The 16,577-nt window shown below is 69.4% G+C and carries 14 protein-coding genes; 8 read left to right on the plus strand and 6 right to left on the minus strand.

Annotation, left to right across the window (positions count from 1 at the left end; translation table 11 throughout):
* The first annotated feature begins 43 nt into the window (after positions 1-43).
* On the plus strand, positions 44-970 hold the full coding sequence (locus tag B7438_RS09265) for an alpha/beta fold hydrolase (RefSeq protein ID WP_085369270.1): 927 nt from the start codon (positions 44-46) through the stop codon (positions 968-970).
* Positions 971-1,205: 235 nt separating this feature from the next.
* Here B7438_RS09265 and B7438_RS09270 read toward each other — a convergent pair whose 3' ends face one another.
* The 5 genes from B7438_RS09270 to B7438_RS09290 all read right to left on the minus strand — a co-directional run bounded on the left by B7438_RS09270 (position 1,206) and on the right by B7438_RS09290 (position 6,879).
* Positions 1,206-2,732, minus strand: coding sequence for an aspartate ammonia-lyase (locus B7438_RS09270; RefSeq protein ID WP_085369396.1), 1,527 nt, complete (start codon positions 2,730-2,732; stop codon positions 1,206-1,208).
* A 132-nt stretch (positions 2,733-2,864) separates the two neighbouring features.
* Positions 2,865-4,247, minus strand: coding sequence for an aldehyde dehydrogenase family protein (locus B7438_RS09275; protein WP_085369271.1), 1,383 nt, complete (start codon positions 4,245-4,247; stop codon positions 2,865-2,867).
* A gap of 9 nt (positions 4,248-4,256) precedes the next feature.
* Positions 4,257-4,955, minus strand: a complete 699-nt coding sequence (gene trmB, locus B7438_RS09280) for a tRNA (guanosine(46)-N7)-methyltransferase TrmB (RefSeq protein WP_256921951.1) — start codon at positions 4,953-4,955, stop codon at positions 4,257-4,259.
* A gap of 64 nt (positions 4,956-5,019) precedes the next feature.
* Positions 5,020-5,298, minus strand: a complete 279-nt coding sequence (locus B7438_RS09285) for a hypothetical protein (protein WP_085369273.1) — start codon at positions 5,296-5,298, stop codon at positions 5,020-5,022.
* A gap of 126 nt (positions 5,299-5,424) precedes the next feature.
* A complete protein-coding gene (locus B7438_RS09290; RefSeq protein ID WP_179150773.1) occupies positions 5,425-6,879 on the minus strand; it encodes an NCS2 family permease in 1,455 nt (484 codons plus the stop codon).
* A 98-nt stretch (positions 6,880-6,977) separates the two neighbouring features.
* Between B7438_RS09290 and B7438_RS09295 the strand changes: the two genes are divergently transcribed.
* Positions 6,978-8,255 (plus strand): uracil-xanthine permease family protein, encoded by a 1,278-nt coding sequence (locus B7438_RS09295; protein ID WP_085369274.1) that lies wholly within the window; start codon positions 6,978-6,980, stop codon positions 8,253-8,255.
* A gap of 139 nt (positions 8,256-8,394) precedes the next feature.
* Here B7438_RS09295 and B7438_RS09300 read toward each other — a convergent pair whose 3' ends face one another.
* Positions 8,395-9,369, minus strand: a complete 975-nt coding sequence (locus B7438_RS09300) for a sugar-binding transcriptional regulator (RefSeq protein WP_085369275.1) — start codon at positions 9,367-9,369, stop codon at positions 8,395-8,397.
* 175 nt (positions 9,370-9,544) lie between these two features.
* Here B7438_RS09300 and B7438_RS09305 point away from each other — a divergent pair, with 175 nt between their 5' ends.
* From B7438_RS09305 to B7438_RS09330, 6 genes are all read left to right on the plus strand, one after another.
* Positions 9,545-10,999 carry a mannitol dehydrogenase family protein gene (locus B7438_RS09305; RefSeq protein ID WP_256921952.1) on the plus strand — a complete coding sequence of 485 codons (1,455 nt, stop codon included), beginning with the start codon at positions 9,545-9,547 and terminating at the stop codon, positions 10,997-10,999.
* Between the two features lie 66 nt (positions 11,000-11,065).
* Complete coding sequence (locus B7438_RS09310; RefSeq protein WP_085369277.1) at positions 11,066-12,166, plus strand: alcohol dehydrogenase catalytic domain-containing protein; 1,101 nt, start codon at positions 11,066-11,068, stop codon at positions 12,164-12,166.
* 56 nt (positions 12,167-12,222) lie between these two features.
* A complete protein-coding gene (locus B7438_RS09315; protein ID WP_085369278.1) occupies positions 12,223-13,548 on the plus strand; it encodes an RbtT/DalT/CsbX family MFS transporter in 1,326 nt (441 codons plus the stop codon).
* Positions 13,545-15,269 (plus strand): dihydroxyacetone kinase family protein, encoded by a 1,725-nt coding sequence (locus B7438_RS09320; protein WP_085369279.1) that lies wholly within the window; start codon positions 13,545-13,547, stop codon positions 15,267-15,269. Before B7438_RS09315 ends, B7438_RS09320 begins: the two co-directional genes overlap by 4 nt.
* Positions 15,266-15,724 carry a ribose-5-phosphate isomerase gene (locus B7438_RS09325; protein ID WP_085369280.1) on the plus strand — a complete coding sequence of 153 codons (459 nt, stop codon included), beginning with the start codon at positions 15,266-15,268 and terminating at the stop codon, positions 15,722-15,724. The genes B7438_RS09320 and B7438_RS09325 overlap by 4 nt, the downstream gene beginning before the upstream one ends.
* Complete coding sequence (locus B7438_RS09330; protein ID WP_085369281.1) at positions 15,721-16,512, plus strand: GolD/DthD family dehydrogenase; 792 nt, start codon at positions 15,721-15,723, stop codon at positions 16,510-16,512. The genes B7438_RS09325 and B7438_RS09330 overlap by 4 nt, the downstream gene beginning before the upstream one ends.
* Positions 16,513-16,577: the final 65 nt, after the last annotated feature.

The following is a 16,577-nucleotide window of genomic DNA, read 5'->3' on the forward strand; positions in this document are numbered from 1 at the left end:
CTGGATGCCGTGAAAGGTCCGGCGTGTCGGCTAGCGTGGAAGGGTGTCCATCGAACAGAGGCGGCCCGGAGTCGCCGGAGGCGACGACGACGCTGCGCGTCTGGATGCGGGTCTTCCCGACATCGACTGGTCCATCGCGCCGGTCGGAGCCGTCTTCAGCAGGTTCGCCGCGCCGAGCGGCGAGCTCGCCGTGGTGTCGCTCGGCGACCCGTCCGACCCGCGCGTGGTGCTCATCCCGGGCGTGACGGGCTCGAAGGAGGACTTCTACCTGCTGGCGCCGATCCTGGTGGCCGCCGGGTATCACGTGCAGAGCTTCGACCTGGCCGGCCAGTACGAGTCTGCGGATGCCGGCCCCGTTCCCGGCGGCCACTACACGTACGAGCTGCTGGTCACCGACATCGTCGCGTTCCTGCAGTCCGGGCCACCCGCCCACGTGCTCGGATACTCGTTCGCCGGCGTGCTCGCGCAGCTGGCGCTGATCGAGCATCCCGGGCTGTTCCGCAGCCTCACCCTGCTGACGACGCCGCCGGAGCCCGGCCAGGCGTTCCGCGGCGTGCGGGTGATCGGCTGGCTGAGCTGGTTCCTCGGCGGCCGCCAGGGTGCAGGGCTGATGATCTGGGGCATCGTCACGAACAAGAACAAGGTGCCGCCGTCGCGGCTCGCGTTCGTGCGCTCGCGCTTTACCCTCACCCGCCGGTCGAGCGTCGACGACATCGTGGGGCTGATGAAACGGGTTCCGGATGTGCGCGGCAGGGTCGCAGCCATGCGCATCCCGATACTGGTCGCCACCGGCAACCACGACCTGTGGCCGACGCACCTGCATGCGGCCAACGCGCAGGCCCTCGGGGCGACCCTCGCCGTCTACAGCACCGGGCACAGCCCGTGCGAGACCGCTCCGCATCAGCTCGCTCGCGACATGGTCGCGCTGTTCCGCCGCGCAGAGCGCGCGGAGGCGGCGCGCCAGGACTGACGCGCCGCGCCTCCCGCTGCCCGCTGCGAAGCTCCGCCCAAACGGAGAACCCGGCGACACGCCGCAGAAAACTCCGCACGAACGGAGAACGCGAGGTCACCCTGCCCAAAACTCCGCACGAACGGAGAACCCGGCGCCCTCGCCGAGCTCCGCTTGAGCGGAGAACGCGACGACGCGCGCCGAAAACTCCGCGTGAGCGGAGGTTTCGGCGGCGTGTCGCCGCGCGCGTCCTGCGCTACGCCGTGGGGTCGGTGCCGGCGTCGATGATCGGGATGGCCGTGGTGATCGCCTCGAGGCCGCTCAGGCGAGCAGGCGACAGCAGCCTGGTCACGTCCTCACGGCTCATCAGCTTGGCCTCCACGACGAGGTCGGCCACGTTGCCTCCGGTGAGCAGCGCCGTCTTGGCGAGCGCGGCTGCGGCCGCGTATCCGATGTGCGGCATGAGCGCCGTGATCACGCCGACGGACGAACCGACCATCGCTCCGAGACGCTCCTCGTTCGCGGTGATGCCGTCCACGCAGTTCACGCGCAGCGTGTGGAAGGCCTGCGTCATCCAGGTGATCGACTGCAGCAGCGAGTGCGCGATGACGGGCTCGAACGCGTTCAGCTGGAGCTGACCGCCCTCGGCGGCCATCGTCACCGTCACGTCGGCGCCTGCCACCGAGAACGCCACCTGGTTGACGACCTCCGGGATGACCGGGTTGACCTTGCCGGGCATGATGCTCGACCCGGCCTGGCGCGGCGGGAGGTTGATCTCGCCGAGGCCGGCCTGCGGGCCGCTCGACAGCAGGCGCAGGTCGTTGCAGATCTTCGAGAGCTTGATGGCGCTGCGCTTCAGCGAACCGGAGAACGACATGAACGCCCCGGCGTCGCTCGTCGACTCGATGAGATCGGGAGCCGTCTCCAGGTTGAGGCCGGTGATCACGTTGAGGTGGCGAACGGCGGCTGCCGCGTATCCGGGGTCTGCGGTGATCCCGGTGCCGATGGCCGTCGCGCCGAGGTTGATCTCCGCGAGAAGCCACTTCGTCTCCGTGAGGCGGGCGTGGTCCTCCGTCAGCGTGGTCGCGAAGCCGTGGAACTCCTGCCCGAGCGTCATCGGGACCGCATCCTGCAGCTGCGTGCGGCCGACCTTGAGCACGTGCCGGAACTCCTCGCCCTTCCGCGCGAACGAGTCGCGCAGCTGAGCGAGCTGGTCGAGCAGGTGCCCGAGAGCGAAGGTGAGGGCGATCTTGATGGCCGTCGGATACGTGTCGTTGGTGCTCTGGCTGCGGTTGACGTCGTCGATCGGGCTGATGTACTGGTACTCGCCCTTGGCGTGGCCGTCGAGTTCGAGCGCGACGTTCGCGATGACCTCGTTGGCGTTCATGTTCGTGGACGTGCCCGCGCCGCCCTGCATGACGCCGACCACGAACTGGTCGTGGAACTTGCCGTCGATGATGAGCTGGCAGGCCTGGTCGATCAGAGCGGCCTTGTGCTTGTCCAGCACGCCGATCTCCAGGTTCGCGCGCGCCGCCGCCTGCTTCACGCTGGCGAGCGCCACGATCAGATCGGGGTAGACCGAGATGGGGCGCTTGGCGATCTGGAAGTTCTCCAGCGCGCGGGACGTGTGCACGCCCCAGTACGCGTCCGCCGGAATCTCCCGGCTGCCGAGCGAGTCGGATTCGGTGCGGACGGGGCCGCCTTCCGCGGTCGGGGTGGGAACGTCCGAGACGTTCTGCGACGCGTCGATCACGGGAATCGGGTGGGTCTTCGGCTCGTCCATCATTGCTGTCGGGGTATTCACGCTTGGCTCCGTTGCCTATCGTTTTGGGTTGGCATTCTGATGTCGGTCGTTCGTGGCCACCGACGATACGAGCCTACCCCGTGCATCCCGCGCGGTCGGGGGCTAAGCGGTTCAGCCGAGCTTGCGGAGCAGCCCGCGGGCGAACCGGTCCTTCGCTTCGGTGAACGGCGGGTAGATCAGCCGCAGTGTGTCCGGTTTCAGCGATTTCGTCAGCACCGCCTTCTCGTGGCTGAACGTGCGCAGCGAGTGCTCGCCGTGATACGCGCCCATGCCACTGGCGCCGACCCCGCCGAACGGCAGCCCCGCGACGGCCAGGTGTGCAGCGGGGACGCCGAAACCGACGGCGCCGGAACTCGTCTCCGTCAGGAAGCGCCTGCGCACCCTCTTGTCCTCGCTGAACACGTAGAGCGCGAGCGGCTTGTCGCCCGAGACGATGTACCGGATGGCGTCGTCCAGCCCGTCGACCGTGACGATCGGCAGAATCGGGCCGAAGACCTCCTCCCGCATCACCGCGGCGTCGCGTGGCACGTCGGTGAGCACGGTCGGCGCCAGGTAGCGGGATGCGGCGTCGTGGGCTCCCCCGGTGACGGTCGCGCCCGCATCCAGGAGCGCCGTGAGCCGCTGGAACTGGCGGTCGTCGACGATCCGGCCGTAGTCGGGGCTGGTGGCGGGGTCTGCGCCGTAGAGGTCGCTCACGGCGGCGGCCAGTGCGGTCGCGAGGCGGGCGGCGACGCTCGGGGTCGCCAGCACATAGTCGGGGGCGACACAGGTCTGGCCCGCGTTCATGAACTTGCCCCAAGCGATGCGCTGGGCCGCAGCATCCAGGTCGGTGGTGTCGTCGACGTAGACCGGCGACTTGCCGCCGAGCTCCAGCGTGACAGGCGTGAGATGCTCGACGGCGGCCGCGGCGACGATGCGCCCGACCCGGCCGTTCCCGGTGAAGAAGATGTGGTCCCAGCGCTGGGCGAGCAGCCCGGTGGTCTCCTCGACGCCGCCCTCGACCACGGCGACGGCCCGGGTGTCGAGGTACTCCGGGATCAGTCTCGCCATCGCGGAGGAGGTCGCAGGGGCCAGCTCGCTCGGCTTCAGCAACACGGCGTTGCCCGCCGCGAGAGCGCCGACGACGGGAGCGAGCAGCAGTTGCACGGGATAGTTCCACGGGGCGATGACCAGCACCACACCGACCGGCTCACGGACGATGGATGCGCCGGCCGGCAGCAGAGCGCCGGGAACACCGACCCGCTTCGGCCGCAGCCAGCGACGCAGATGCCTGGTCATGTGGTCGATCTCGCCCACCACGAACCCCAGCTCGGCGATCTGCGACTCCGTCGGGTTCTTGCCGAGGTCAGACAGCAGGGCGTCCTCGAACTCGGCCGAACGCTCGGTGAGCATCCTGCGCAGCGCACGCAACTGGGCGAGCCGCCACGAGAGGGGCTTCGTGATGCCGCGATCGAAGGAGGCGCGGAGGTCGTCGGCGGTCTGCGCAGGTGTCATGCGGCCATCCTACGGATGCGCGGCCGGACGGTACTCCAGATCGAAGATGGCGTGCCCGAGCCGTTCGCCCCTCTGCTCGAACTTGGTGACTGGGCGGTCCTCCGGACGCGGGATGAACAGGCTCTCCCCCGCGGTGTTCACCAGGCCGGGCTCCGCATCCAGCACGGCGATCATGTGCTCTGCATACGGCTCCCAGTCGGTGGCGAGCCGGAGCACGCCGGTGGGGGCGAGCGCGCGGACGATGAGCTTCGCCACATCCGGCTGCACGATGCGCCGGCGGTGGTGACGGACCTTCGGCCACGGGTCGGGGAAGTAGATCATCACCTCGGCGATGCTGTGGTCGGCCAGGCCGTGCTCGAACACCTCGACGGCGTCGTGCCGCACCACCCGGATGTTCTCGATGCCGCGCACGCGCATCTCGCCGAGCACGCGCCCGACGCCCGCTCCGTGCACCTCGACGCCGAGGAAGTCGGTGTCCGGATACCGTTCGGCGAGGGTGAGCAGGTTCTCGCCGTTGCCGAAGCCGATCTCGACCGCGCGCGGCGCCCGGCGGCCGAACGCCGCATCCAGGTCGAGGAGCTGCCCGTCGAACTCGACGCCGTACACCGGCCAGAGCTCGTCGATGGCGCGGGTCTGCGCCTCGGTCTTCCGCCCTCGCGTCACGAAACTGCGGGTGCGGGTGCTCTGCTGCTGCTTCTCGTCGTCCACGTCCTCCATTGTCCCAGGCCCGGGGACCGCGAAAGTCCGGCGCGGGAGACGCAGGCCTCGGGCGCTAGAGCCAGGCGAGCGGGAGGAACGCGAGGCCGACGCCGACGCCGATCACCGCGAGCAGCGCCACGAACACGGCGCCGGCGAGCATGATCGAGTTGAGGACGATGCCCCAGACCGCGAACGCCTTCGCCTGCGGTTCGCGGCCGAGCGCCAGGATGCCGACCACGAGGCCGGCGATGGGTGCGACGAACGTCCAGCTGAAGACGATCGACGCGATCCCGAGCACGAAGCTCGTGATGCTGAGCGTCCGGGCGGGAGCCTGGTATGCGACGTTGGTCATGGGTGCTGGTTCTCCTCGATCGATGGTGTGCATCCAGTCAATCGGCAGGCGCGCATCCACACCATCCGGTTATCCCCCGATTCCGCTCAGGGGTCACCCTGATCTGGAATCGGGGGCTGATCTTCGCTAGTGCGGGAGCACGGCCTCGATCGGACCCCTGGCGAAGTAGACCAGGAAGCCGGCGGCGACGATCCAGAGCAGCGGGCTGATCTCGCGCGCCTTCCCGGAGAGCGACCGGACGAGCACCCAGCTGATGAAGCCGACGCCGATGCCGTTGGCGATCGAGTACGTCAGCGGCATCACGATGATCGTGAGGAAGACCGGGAGGACGCTCGAGAACTCCGAGAAGTCGATGTGCCTGATCTGCACGACCATCAGCGCACCGACGATCACAAGGGCGGCAGCGGCGACCTCCAGCGGGACCACCTGGGTCAGCGGGGTGAAGAACATCGCGAGCAGGAACAGCGCGCCGGTGATGACGCTGGCGAAACCGGTCTTCGCCCCCTCGCCGATGCCGGATGCCGACTCGACGAACACCGTGTTCGACGATGCGGAGGTGCCACCGCCGACGATGGCGCCGACGCCCTCCACGATGAGCGCGGGCTGCAGGCGCGGGAACGTGCCGTCCTCCTTGGCGAGACCGGCGCTGCGGGCGAGGCCGGTCATCGACCCCATCGCGTCGAAGAAGTTGGTGAAGACGAGGGTGAAGATGAGCATGATCGCGGCGAGGGCGCCGATGCGGCCGAACGAGCCGACCACGTCGAACTGGCCGACGAGGCTGAGATCGGGAAGTGCGACGAGCGAGGTCGGCAGCTGCGGGACCGTGAGGTTCCAGCCTGCCGGGTTCTTGCCGAGCGACGGCCCGACGTGGAAGATCGCCTCGGCGACGATCGCGACGACGGTGGCCGCGACGATCCCGATCAGCAGCGCACCCTTGACCTTGCGGGCCATCAGCACGGCCATGATCACCAGCGCGACGAGGAACACGACGGTCGGCACGGTGGCGATCGACCCGGCCTCACCCAGCTGCACGGGAGGCGACGACATGTTGGTGCTGCGCACGAAACCGCTGTCGACGAAGCCGATGAACGCGATGAACAGACCGATGCCGACCGTGATCGCCGTCTTCAGCTGCGGAGGGACGGCGTTGAAGATCAGGCGGCGCAGACCGGTGGCCGCGAGGATCACGATGATGACGCCGTTGATGACGACGAGCCCCATCGCCTCCTGCCAGGTGAGGATCTTCACGACGTTGACCGCGAGGAACGAGTTGATCCCGAGTCCGGCGGCGAACGCGAACGGCAGCCGGGCGACCAGCCCGAACAGCACGGTCATCACACCGGCGCTCAGGGCGGTGACCGCCGCGAGCTGCGTCCCCTGCAGCGAGTGGCCTGCCACATCCTCCGTCCCGCCGAGGATCAGCGGGTTGAGGATGACGATGTACGCCATCGTCACGAAGGTCAGGACGCCGCCGCGCAGCTCAGTGGCCCAGTTGGACCCGCGGGCGCTGATCTCGAAGAACCGGTCGAGCCTGCCGCGGAACGTCGGCGCGGTTTCGGTGTTCGTAGGCGATGCGGACAAGGTCGTCTCCCGTAGTATCTCCGAGGGCTTTCATGCGCGAACGCGCGCCAATAAGCCTAGACGCCCGCAACGCCCCGATACGACGCGAAGGATGCGCCATGCCCCTGCCCTGGAAGCTTCACGGTGACGGAAAAGACGTCGCGGCCTCGGCCGTCGTCCTCCCGGGAGAGCGGCTCACCTGGCCGCGCACGATCGGTCTGGGCGCCCAGCACGTCGTCGCGATGTTCGGTGCGACGTTCCTCGTGCCGGTGCTCACGCACTTCCCGCCGAGCACGACGCTGCTCTTCTCCGGCATCGGCACCATCCTGTTCCTGCTGATCACCGGCAACCGGCTGCCCAGCTACCTCGGCTCGTCGTTCGCTTTCATCGCGCCGATCACGGCGGCGACGGCCAGCAACGGGATGGGCGGGGCCCTGTTCGGCATCGTCGCCGTCGGCATCCTGCTGGCCATCGTGGGCGGGATCGTGATCCTGACCGGCACCGGCTGGATCGACGCCCTGATGCCCCCGGTGGTGGCCGGCGCGATCGTGGCGCTGATCGGGTTCAACCTGGCTCCTGCCGCCCGGGACAACTTCGTGAAGGCGCCGTGGACGGCCATCGTCACACTGCTCGCCGTTCTGCTCTGCACCGTGCTGTTCAAGGGCCTGCTCGGCCGTCTGTCGATCTTCATCGGCGTGGTGGTCGGCTACATCTTCGCCGTGATCGTCGGCGAGGTCGACTTCACCGCCGTCGCGAAGGCGGACTGGCTGGGCTTCCCGACGTTCGCATTCCCGGCGAATCCGTTCGAGAACCCCGGTGCGACGTTCGGCATCCTCCCCGCGTTCCTGCCGGTCGTCCTGGTGCTCGTGGCGGAGAACGTCGGCCACATCCGCGGCGTCGCCCAGCTGACGGACCCGTCCGTGAACAAGCTCACCGGCCGCGCCCTGTTCGCCGACGGCCTGGCGACCACCATCGCCGGGTTCTTCGGCGGCTCGGGAACGACCACGTACGGCGAGAACATCGGCGTGATGGCCGCGACCCGCGTCTACTCGACCGCCGCATACTGGGTGGCGGGCTTCGTGGCCGTGCTGCTCGGCCTCTCCCCCAAGATCGGCGCGGTCATCAACACGATCCCGGCCGGCGTGCTCGGCGGCGTGACCACCGCCCTGTACGGCCTCATCGGCATCATCGGTGTGAAGATCTGGCTCGACAACAAGGTCGACTTCTCGAAGCCGGTCAACCAGTTCACCGCCGCCACCGCCCTCATCGTCGGCATCGCGGACTTCACGCTCAACCTCGGCCAGCTGACCTTCAACGGCATCGCGCTCGGCACCATCGCGGCGATCGTGGTCTACCACCTGATGCGGACGGTCGCCCGCCTGCGCGGCACCGACTGACGCGGTTCCTGAGCCAGCTCTGTCCACTGCTCCGACTCGGTTCCATCCGGTGTCCGTTCGAGCGGAGAATCGCGCGTCCCCCGCGTGAATCACCGCTCGAACGGACACCGCACCGGCGTGTCGGCCGGGATCTCCTTCGTTACTCCGGCGCGCCGAGCAGCGCCACGGCCGTGCGCTCGTCGGTGATCAGCGACCGGATGAGCCCGCCGGCGGCCGCCGCGCGGATACCGGCCGCCTTCTCCGCACCGACCGCAATGCCGACGGTGTGCGGGATGGTGCGCAGCGCATCCATCGGCGTCCTCACCATCCTGTCGCTCCCCGCGAACTCCACCGGCTGACCGTCGATGTCGATGAAGTTGAGCGCGACGTCGCCCACCGCCTTGCGCAGCTCGACGTCGCTCATCGGCACCGACCGGGAGATGGATGCGCGGGTCAGCGGCGGCGCGCCGATGCCGAGCAGCGCGCCGGTGGCCGACGCCCACAGCGCCTGAACGCGCTGGAACGACGGGTCGTCGAGCAGGCGCTCGTACAGCGCGGCGGACGGCATGGCCTCCGCGAACAGGAACATCGCCGTCGCCTTCGTGCGCTCGGCCATCGACCGGGCGATCTCGTTCGTCTGGTGCCACGGCTCCGGCTCCGCCACGCCGCCGACGGTGGGCACGAGCACGACGCCGGGGAGTTCAGGAAGCGGTCCCCTGGCGACCTCGTAGAGGGTGTTGCCCGACGCGATCAGCAGCGCATCCCCGGGGTTCAGCCCCATGTCGGCCAGCGCGGCCGCGACCTGTTCGGAGAGACCGGTGCGCAGGTTCGCCGACTGGTCCCCGGCGGCGATGTACGCCTTCGCGAGCCCGAGCTTCGTCGCGAGCCGAGCCGCCAGGTCGGAGACTTCCGCATTGCGCGGGTTCACGATCTCGATGCGCACCAGGCCGATCCGCCTCGCCTCGCTGAGGAGCCTGCTGACCGTCGGGCGGGACACGTTGAGCCGTCCGGCGATCTCCGACTGGGTGGCGTCTTCGAGGTAGTACATGTGCGCTGCGGTGTGCAGCGTCGCGAGCGGGAAGCGGCTGTGCCCCGCGCTGGACGCGCTCGCTGGGCTGGGTGGCGTGGATGTCATAGGTGGGTTCGCGGCCGGTGGGTGGGACGGTCGCTCGACTGAAGGATATTCCCGTCCGCGTCGCGCAGCCCGGCGACCCGCCAGAGCGGCCATCCGTCCCCTCCCGAAACGATGCCAGTATTTCCTCTCGATACTGCACAGATGTTCTTGCACATCCGTTCAGCATCCCGTTAGGGTGATCGGCAACGAAAGGAGCACGGTGCAGAACTTCGACTCGCAGCCCTACGACCGCTCTGGTGTGACCTGCGGAATCGCGCACATCGGGGTCGGCGGCTTCCATCGCGCCCATCAGGCCGCCGTGATCGACGACCTGCTCCGGCAGGGTCGCGCGCGCGACTGGGGCATCTGCGGCATCGGCGTCCTGCCCACGGACGCCGGGATGCGCGACGCCCTCGCGGCGCAGGACCACCGCTATACCCTCGTGCTCAAGCATCCGGACGGCACCTGGGACGCCAGGACCATCGGGTCGATCGTCGATTTCGTCCACGCGCCGGACGACCAGGAGGCCGCCATCGAGCGGCTCTCCTCCCCCGGCATCCGCATCGTCTCCCTCACCATCACCGAGGGCGGATACAACATCGACCAGGTCACCGGCGCCTTCGACCTGGATGCGCCCCACATTCGCGCCGATCTGGGCGCCACCGCCCCGGCGAGCGTCTTCGGGCTCGTCGTGGAAGCGCTGCGGCGCCGCCGCGAGCGCGGCATCGCACCGTTCACGATCATGTCCTGCGACAACATCCAGGGCAACGGCGAGATCGCGCGCACGGCGTTCACGGCCTTCGCCCGGCTGCGCGACCCCGGCCTCGCCGAGTGGATCGAGCAGAACGTGGCGTTCCCGAGCTCGATGGTCGACCGCATCACACCGGCGACCACCGCGGACGACCGCGAGCGCATCGAGGAGCGCTTCGGCATCGCGGACCTTTGGCCGGTCGTCGCAGAGCCGTTCTTCCAGTGGGTCCTCGAAGACGAGTTCCCGGCCGGGCGGCCGCCGTTCGAGCGCGCCAGCGTCCAGCTGGTCTCCGATGTCGAGCCGTACGAGCTGATGAAGCTGCGCCTGCTCAACGCCGGCCACCAGGGGCTCTGCTACCTCGGCCGGCTGAGCGGGTACACCTACGTGCACGACGCGGCACGCGACGAGAACATCGCCGCCTTCCTGCTCCGCTACATGGACGAGGAGGCGACGCCGACCCTGCGACCTGTTCCGGGCGTCGACCTGGCGGAATACAAACGCACCCTTATCGAGCGATTCGCGAACGCCGAGGTGCTGGACACCATCGCCCGGCTGTGCGCGGAGTCGTCGGACCGCATCCCGAAGTGGCTGCTGCCGGTGGTGCGCGAGCGCAGGGCGGCCGGTCACCGCACGCCGCTGTCCGCCGCCATCGTCGCCTCCTGGGCACGCTACGCGGAGGGCGTCGACGAGACGGGCTCCCCGATCGAGGTCGTCGACCGCCGGCGCGACGCTGTCATGGCCAACGCGGCCAGGCAGCGCGAGGAGCCGACAGCGTTCCTGACCGAACGGAGCCTGTTCGGCGACCTGATCGACGACGCCGAGTTCGTCGACGACTACCTCAGCGCGCTCGGTTCCCTGCACGCCGCCGGCGCGCGGGCGACCGTCGCAGCGTTGGCCTGAGCGCGCTGCACCGCGCTCCCCCACCGACTCCATCCCGTCCCACCCCACACCGACCCAAGGAACACCATGACTACCGCTGACGCCCGCACCGCCATCCCGGCCACGATGACCGCCGTCGTCGTCCACGGCCCGGAGGACTACCGCCTCGAACAGCTGCAGACGCCCACCCCGAAGGCCGACGAGCTGCTGATCCGCGTCGAAGCCGTCGGCGTCTGCGCCTCCGACCTGAAGTGCTACCACGGTGCAGCCAAGTTCTGGGGAGACGAGAACCGTCCGGCCTGGGCGCAGTCCGGGATCACGCCGGGCCACGAGTTCGTCGGCGAGGTCGTCGCGGGCTCCTCCTCCGCCCTCGCCGCTCAGCGTGTGAGCATCGGCGACAGGATCGCCTGCGAGCAGATCGTGCCCTGCGGCGACTGCCGTTACTGCGTCCGCGGCCAGTACTGGATGTGCGGACCGCACGCCATGTTCGGCTTCAAGGACTACAACGGCGCGATGGCCGAATACGCCATCGTCCCGGCCAAGGCGCTCGCGCACCGGGTCTCGAAGCAGCTTCCCCCGCAGCACGCCGCATACGCCGAGCCGCTGTCCTGTGCCATGCACGCCGTCGAGCGCGCCGACGTCCAGTTCGGCGACGTGGTCGTCATCGCCGGCGCGGGCCCGATCGGTCTCGGCGCCATCGCGGGCGTGCGTCAGAAGAACCCGCTCCTCGTCGTCGCCCTCGACTTGAGCGACGACAAGCTCGAGCTCGCCAGGAAGTGCGGAGCGGACGTCACCATCAACATCGCGTCCGAGAACGCCGTCGAGCGGGTCAAGGCGCTCACCGACGGCTACGGCGCCGACGTCTACATCGAGGCGACGGGGCACCCCTCCGCTGTCGGCCAGGGCCTCAACCTCCTGCGCAAGCTCGGCACCTACGTCGAATACTCCGTCTTCGGCTCCGAGGTCACCGTGGACTGGTCGATCATCAGCGACGACAAAGAACTGGATGTGCGCGGAGCCCACCTCGGCCCCCACTGCTGGCCCGCCGCCATCAAGCTCCTCGAATCCGGCGTGCTGCCGATGGACGAGATCTGCACGCACCAGTTCGCCCTCGCCGACTTCCAGCAGGCGCTCGACCTCGTCGGCGACACAGCAGGCGCCTCCATCAAGGTCTCGATCCTGCCCTGACCGGCGACGCACCACGGCACCACGGCACCTCGCACGAAAGCAACGGAGTTTTTCCCATGACCACCACCACAGTGACCACCACTGAGACCTTCCTCGACAGGATCGGCATACCGCATCCCCTCCGCTGGGGGTTCCTCGGCGTCCTCGTCTTCATGACGGGCAACGGCGTCGAGTCCAACTTCCTCTCCCCGCACATGACGGAGGCGCTGGGCGGCAACCAGCTCGTCCTGGTGGCCCAGATCATCGCCATGTACAGCCTCGCGGTGCTGATCGCGTCCTACCTGTCCGGCGCGCTGGCCGACCTGTGGGGGCCGCGCCGCGTGATGACGCTGGGCTTCGTGGCCTGGGTGGTGTTCGAGATCGCCTTCCTCGTCAGCCTGTCGATGGCGAGCGTCCCGCTGATGTTCGTGTCCTACTTCCTCCGCGGGTTCGGCTTCCCGCTCTTCGCGTTCGCGTTCCTGGTCTGGATCAACCAGGTCGCGCCGAAGAAGCGCGCAGGCACGGCTGTCGGCTGGTTCTACGTGATGTTCACGGGCGGCCTTCCGACGCTGGGCTCGCTGTTCGCGGTGTTCGTCATCCCGGCATTCGGCGGCGGATACCACGGCGAGACCTGGACCATGATCGCCTCGATCGGGCTCGTCCTGATCGGCTGGGCCATCGCGAGGTTCTGCGTGAAGGAGGCGCACGGCGCGCGCCGTCTGGCCGATCCTGCCGACTCCACGGCGAAGGTGCTCAGCGCCGGTATCGTGCTCACCGCACGCAACCCGCGCATCCTGATGGGCTTCCTCATCCGCCTCATCAACACCGCCCCCGAGTTCGGGATGTTCATCGTGCTCCCGGCGATCGTCGCCGACAGCCTCGGCTGGGGTCAGAGCAGGTGGCTGATCATGACCGTCGTCATCTTCGCGGGCAACATCGCCTTCAACGCCGTCTTCGGTGCCATCGGCGACCGGATGGGCTGGGTGCGCACCGTGCGCTGGTTCGGCATCGTCGGCTCCTCGATCGGCCTGCTGCTGTGGTGGTACGTGCCGCACTGGGTGCCGGCGGGAAGCGACTGGGGCTTCGTGGTCGCGACCATCGCGGGAACCGTCTTCGGAATCATGCTCGCCGGCTTTGTCCCGATGGGCGCGATCATGCCCGCCCTGGTGCCGCAGCACAAGGGTGCGGCGATGGCCATGTACACCACGGCGGCGGGCGGCGCGACGTTCCTCGGCTCCGCCGTGGTCGCCCTCGCGCTCCCGCTCTGGGGCCCGGTCGGCGTGGTCTGGACCTTCGTCGCCCTGTACGCCTGCGCGTTCGTGATGATCGGTTTCCTGAAGGTCGACCAGCACCGCGACGACGCCACAGCCGCTCCGGCCTTCGCGGAGGCGGGAGCACGATGACCACCATCTTCACCGACGCGTCCGAGTTCGCCGACGACCAGCTCACCGGCTTCGCCGCGCTCTACGCCGACCGGCTGAGGGCGGTGCACGGCGGCGTGGTCGCGCTCCCGTCGGGAGACCCCATCGTCGCGGTGGTCGTCGGCGGCGGATCCGGTCACTACCCGGCGTTCGCCGGCCTGGTCGGGCCAGGCTTCGCCTCCGGGGCCGTCGTCGGCAACATCTTCACGTCGCCGTCCGCCTCGCAGATCTACTCGGTCGCTCGCGCCGCCGACCGCGGGCGCGGCGTCATCCTCACCTTCGGGAACTACGCGGGCGACGTGATGAACTTCGGGATCGCCGCCGAGCGCCTGCGCAGGGAGGGCATAGACACCCGCATCGTCGTCGTCACCGACGACGTCGCCTCAGCGAGCGACGGGCAGAAACGCAGGGGTATCGCGGGCGACTTCACGGTCTTCAAGGCGCTCGGCGCCGCGGCGGCCGACGGCCTCGGCATCGACGAGGTCGAGCGCGTCGGCCGCGCGGCCAACGCCGCGACACGCACGCTCGGCGTCGCGTTCTCGGGCTGCACGCTGCCGGGAGCCAACGGCCCGCTGTTCACGGTGCCCGCCGGGATGCTCGGCCTCGGACTCGGGATCCACGGCKAGCCCGGCATCCGGGACGTCCCGATGCCCTCCGCGCCCGCCCTCGCCAGGATGCTGGTCGACGGCGTGCTCGACGCCGCGCCGCACACGGGTGGCGGCAGGGTCGGTGTGATCCTCAACGGCCTCGGCACCACGAAGTACGAAGAGCTGTTCCTGCTCTGGGGACTCGTCGCCCCGCTGCTGGCCGAGCGCGGGCTCGAACCGGTGGATGCGGAGGTCGGCGAGCTGATCACCAGCCTGGACATGGGCGGTTGCTCGCTCACCCTGATCTGGCTGGACGACGAGCTCGAACGCTTCTGGCGCGCCGACGCGTACACGCCCGCGTACCGCAAGCTGGCGGCTCCCATCGCCGCATTGGATGCGTCGGCCGCTCTGTTCGACGCCGGAACCTCCGCCGCGTCCGCCGTGCCGGACTCCTCGCCGGCAGCACGCGACCTCGCCGCCGGCATTCTGGGCGGCCTCCGCCTGGTGGCGGACCTCCTGCACGAGAAGGAGTCCGAACTCGGCGCGATCGACGCGGTCGCCGGAGACGGCGATCACGGCCGCGGCATGGTCAAGGGGATCGACGCCGCGGTGTCGGCCGCCACGGCCGCTGCTGACGCGGACGCCGGGGGCGGACACCTTCTGGCCGCCGCCGGACAGGCGTGGGCCGCGCGTGCAGGGGGCACCTCCGGGGTGCTCTGGGGCGCGGCGCTCGAAGCAGCAGGCCGGTCGCTCGGAGACACCGCGGACGGGTACACCGCCGCCGACGCCGTCCAGGCCGTCGAGGCGTTCGCCGACGCGATCCTCGACCTGGGTCGCGCCACCATCGGAGACAAGACCCTGGTGGATGCGCTGCTCCCGTTCCGCGACGAACTCGCTTCTGGCGTCGGCGCCGGGCGTCCACTCGCGGCAGCGTGGGAGCAGGCCGCCGCTGTCGCCGCCGCTCACGCAGAAGCGACCAGCGCCCTCACCCCGCGACTCGGACGTGCGCGCCCGTTGGCGGAGAAGTCCGTCGGAACTCCGGACGCCGGGGCTACATCACTCGGCATGATCCTCGTCGCCACCGGCGGCCTGCTGTCTCGAAAGGACGACGAATGAGCGCGCCCATGCGCATCGTCATCGGAAGCGATGACGCCGGATACGACTACAAACGAATCCTGCTGGCCGAACTCGAACGGGACGCCGGAGTGGCCTCGGTCGTCGATGTCGGCGTCGACGCCGGGGAGTCGACGCCGTATCCGTCGGTGTCGTCCGCGGCTGCCGAAGTGGTCGCATCCGGGGCCGCCGACCGCGCTCTGCTGATCTGCGGCACCGGGCTCGGCGTGGCTATCGCGGCCAACAAGATCCCCGGCATCCGCGCGGTCACGGCGCACGACTCGTTCTCGGTCGAGCGCTCCGTGCTCTCGAACGATGCTCAGGTCCTCTGCCTGGGACAGCGGGTCATCGGGATCGAACTCGCGAAACGGCTTGTGCGCGAGTGGCTGACCTACCGCTTCGACCCCGCAAGTCCATCGGCCGCGAAGGTGGCCGCGATCGGAGAACTGGAATCATGACAGAGCAGACCTTCGACGGCCGCGTGGCCGTCATCACCGGAGCGGCCAGCGGAATCGGCAACGCTGTCGCGCACCACTTCGCCGAACGCGGCGCGACGGTCGTGGCCGTGGACCGCAGCCCGTCCACCCAGGACGCGGTGGATGCCCTGCCTGCGCCTGGGGGCGGCCGCGTGCCGTCGGGTGCCAGCACGACGGGCACCGGCCGCCACCTCGCGCTCGTGGCCGACCTGCTCGCGCCGGGCACAGCAGCATCCATCGCCGCGGCGGTGCACGAACGGTACGGACGGCTCGACGTCCTGGTCAACTCGGCGGGGATCGCGCTCCTCTCCCCCGCCATCGACACGTCCGACAGCGACTGGGATGCGACGCTCGCCGTGAACCTCACGGCCAGTTTTCGCATGGCCCAGGCCGTCGCTCCCGGCATGATCGGCGCCGGCTACGGCCGCATCGTCAACCTGGCCTCGCAGGCGAGCGTCGTCGGCCTGGACCAGCACGCCGCGTACTGCGCGAGCAAAGCCGGTCTCCTCGGCCTGACCCGCGTGCTGTCGCTTGAATGGGCCAGGCACGGCGTGACGGTCAACGCGGTGTCGCCGACGGTCGTCGAGACGCCGCTCGGCAAGAAGGCGTGGGCAGGAGAGAAAGGCGATGCGCTCAAGGCGCAGATTCCGGCTCGCCGATTCGCGCAGCCGGAGGAGGTCGCCGCCCTGATCGGCTACCTCGCCTCCGAGCAGGCCGGGATGGTGACCGGGGAGAACATCCTCATCGACGGAGGCTACGCCTCGATCTGACCCCGAAGCCGGCTCCCCAGCGGCCCTGCTCCCCCGCTCCGACGCGCCCTGCGGCATGATGTGCG

Source organism: Leifsonia sp. NCR5 (assembly GCF_002105485.1).
Lineage (GTDB): Bacteria > Actinomycetota > Actinomycetes > Actinomycetales > Microbacteriaceae > Leifsonia.

Bases quoted from the DNA above. Each gene is read 5' to 3' on its own strand.
- B7438_RS09270 (WP_085369396.1), bottom strand. From the start codon at position 2,732: ATGGACGAGCCGAAGACCCACCCGATTCCCGTGATCGACGCGTCGCAG.
- B7438_RS09275 (WP_085369271.1), bottom strand. From the start codon at position 4,247: ATGACACCTGCGCAGACCGCCGACGACCTCCGCGCCTCCTTCGATCGC.
- B7438_RS09285 (WP_085369273.1), bottom strand. From the start codon at position 5,298: ATGACCAACGTCGCATACCAGGCTCCCGCCCGGACGCTCAGCATCACG.
- B7438_RS09295 (WP_085369274.1), top strand. From the start codon at position 6,978: ATGCCCCTGCCCTGGAAGCTTCACGGTGACGGAAAAGACGTCGCGGCC.
- B7438_RS09300 (WP_085369275.1), bottom strand. From the start codon at position 9,369: ATGACATCCACGCCACCCAGCCCAGCGAGCGCGTCCAGCGCGGGGCAC.
- B7438_RS09310 (WP_085369277.1), top strand. From the start codon at position 11,066: ATGACTACCGCTGACGCCCGCACCGCCATCCCGGCCACGATGACCGCC.
- B7438_RS09315 (WP_085369278.1), top strand. From the start codon at position 12,223: ATGACCACCACCACAGTGACCACCACTGAGACCTTCCTCGACAGGATC.
- B7438_RS09325 (WP_085369280.1), top strand. From the start codon at position 15,266: ATGAGCGCGCCCATGCGCATCGTCATCGGAAGCGATGACGCCGGATAC.
- B7438_RS09330 (WP_085369281.1), top strand. From the start codon at position 15,721: ATGACAGAGCAGACCTTCGACGGCCGCGTGGCCGTCATCACCGGAGCG.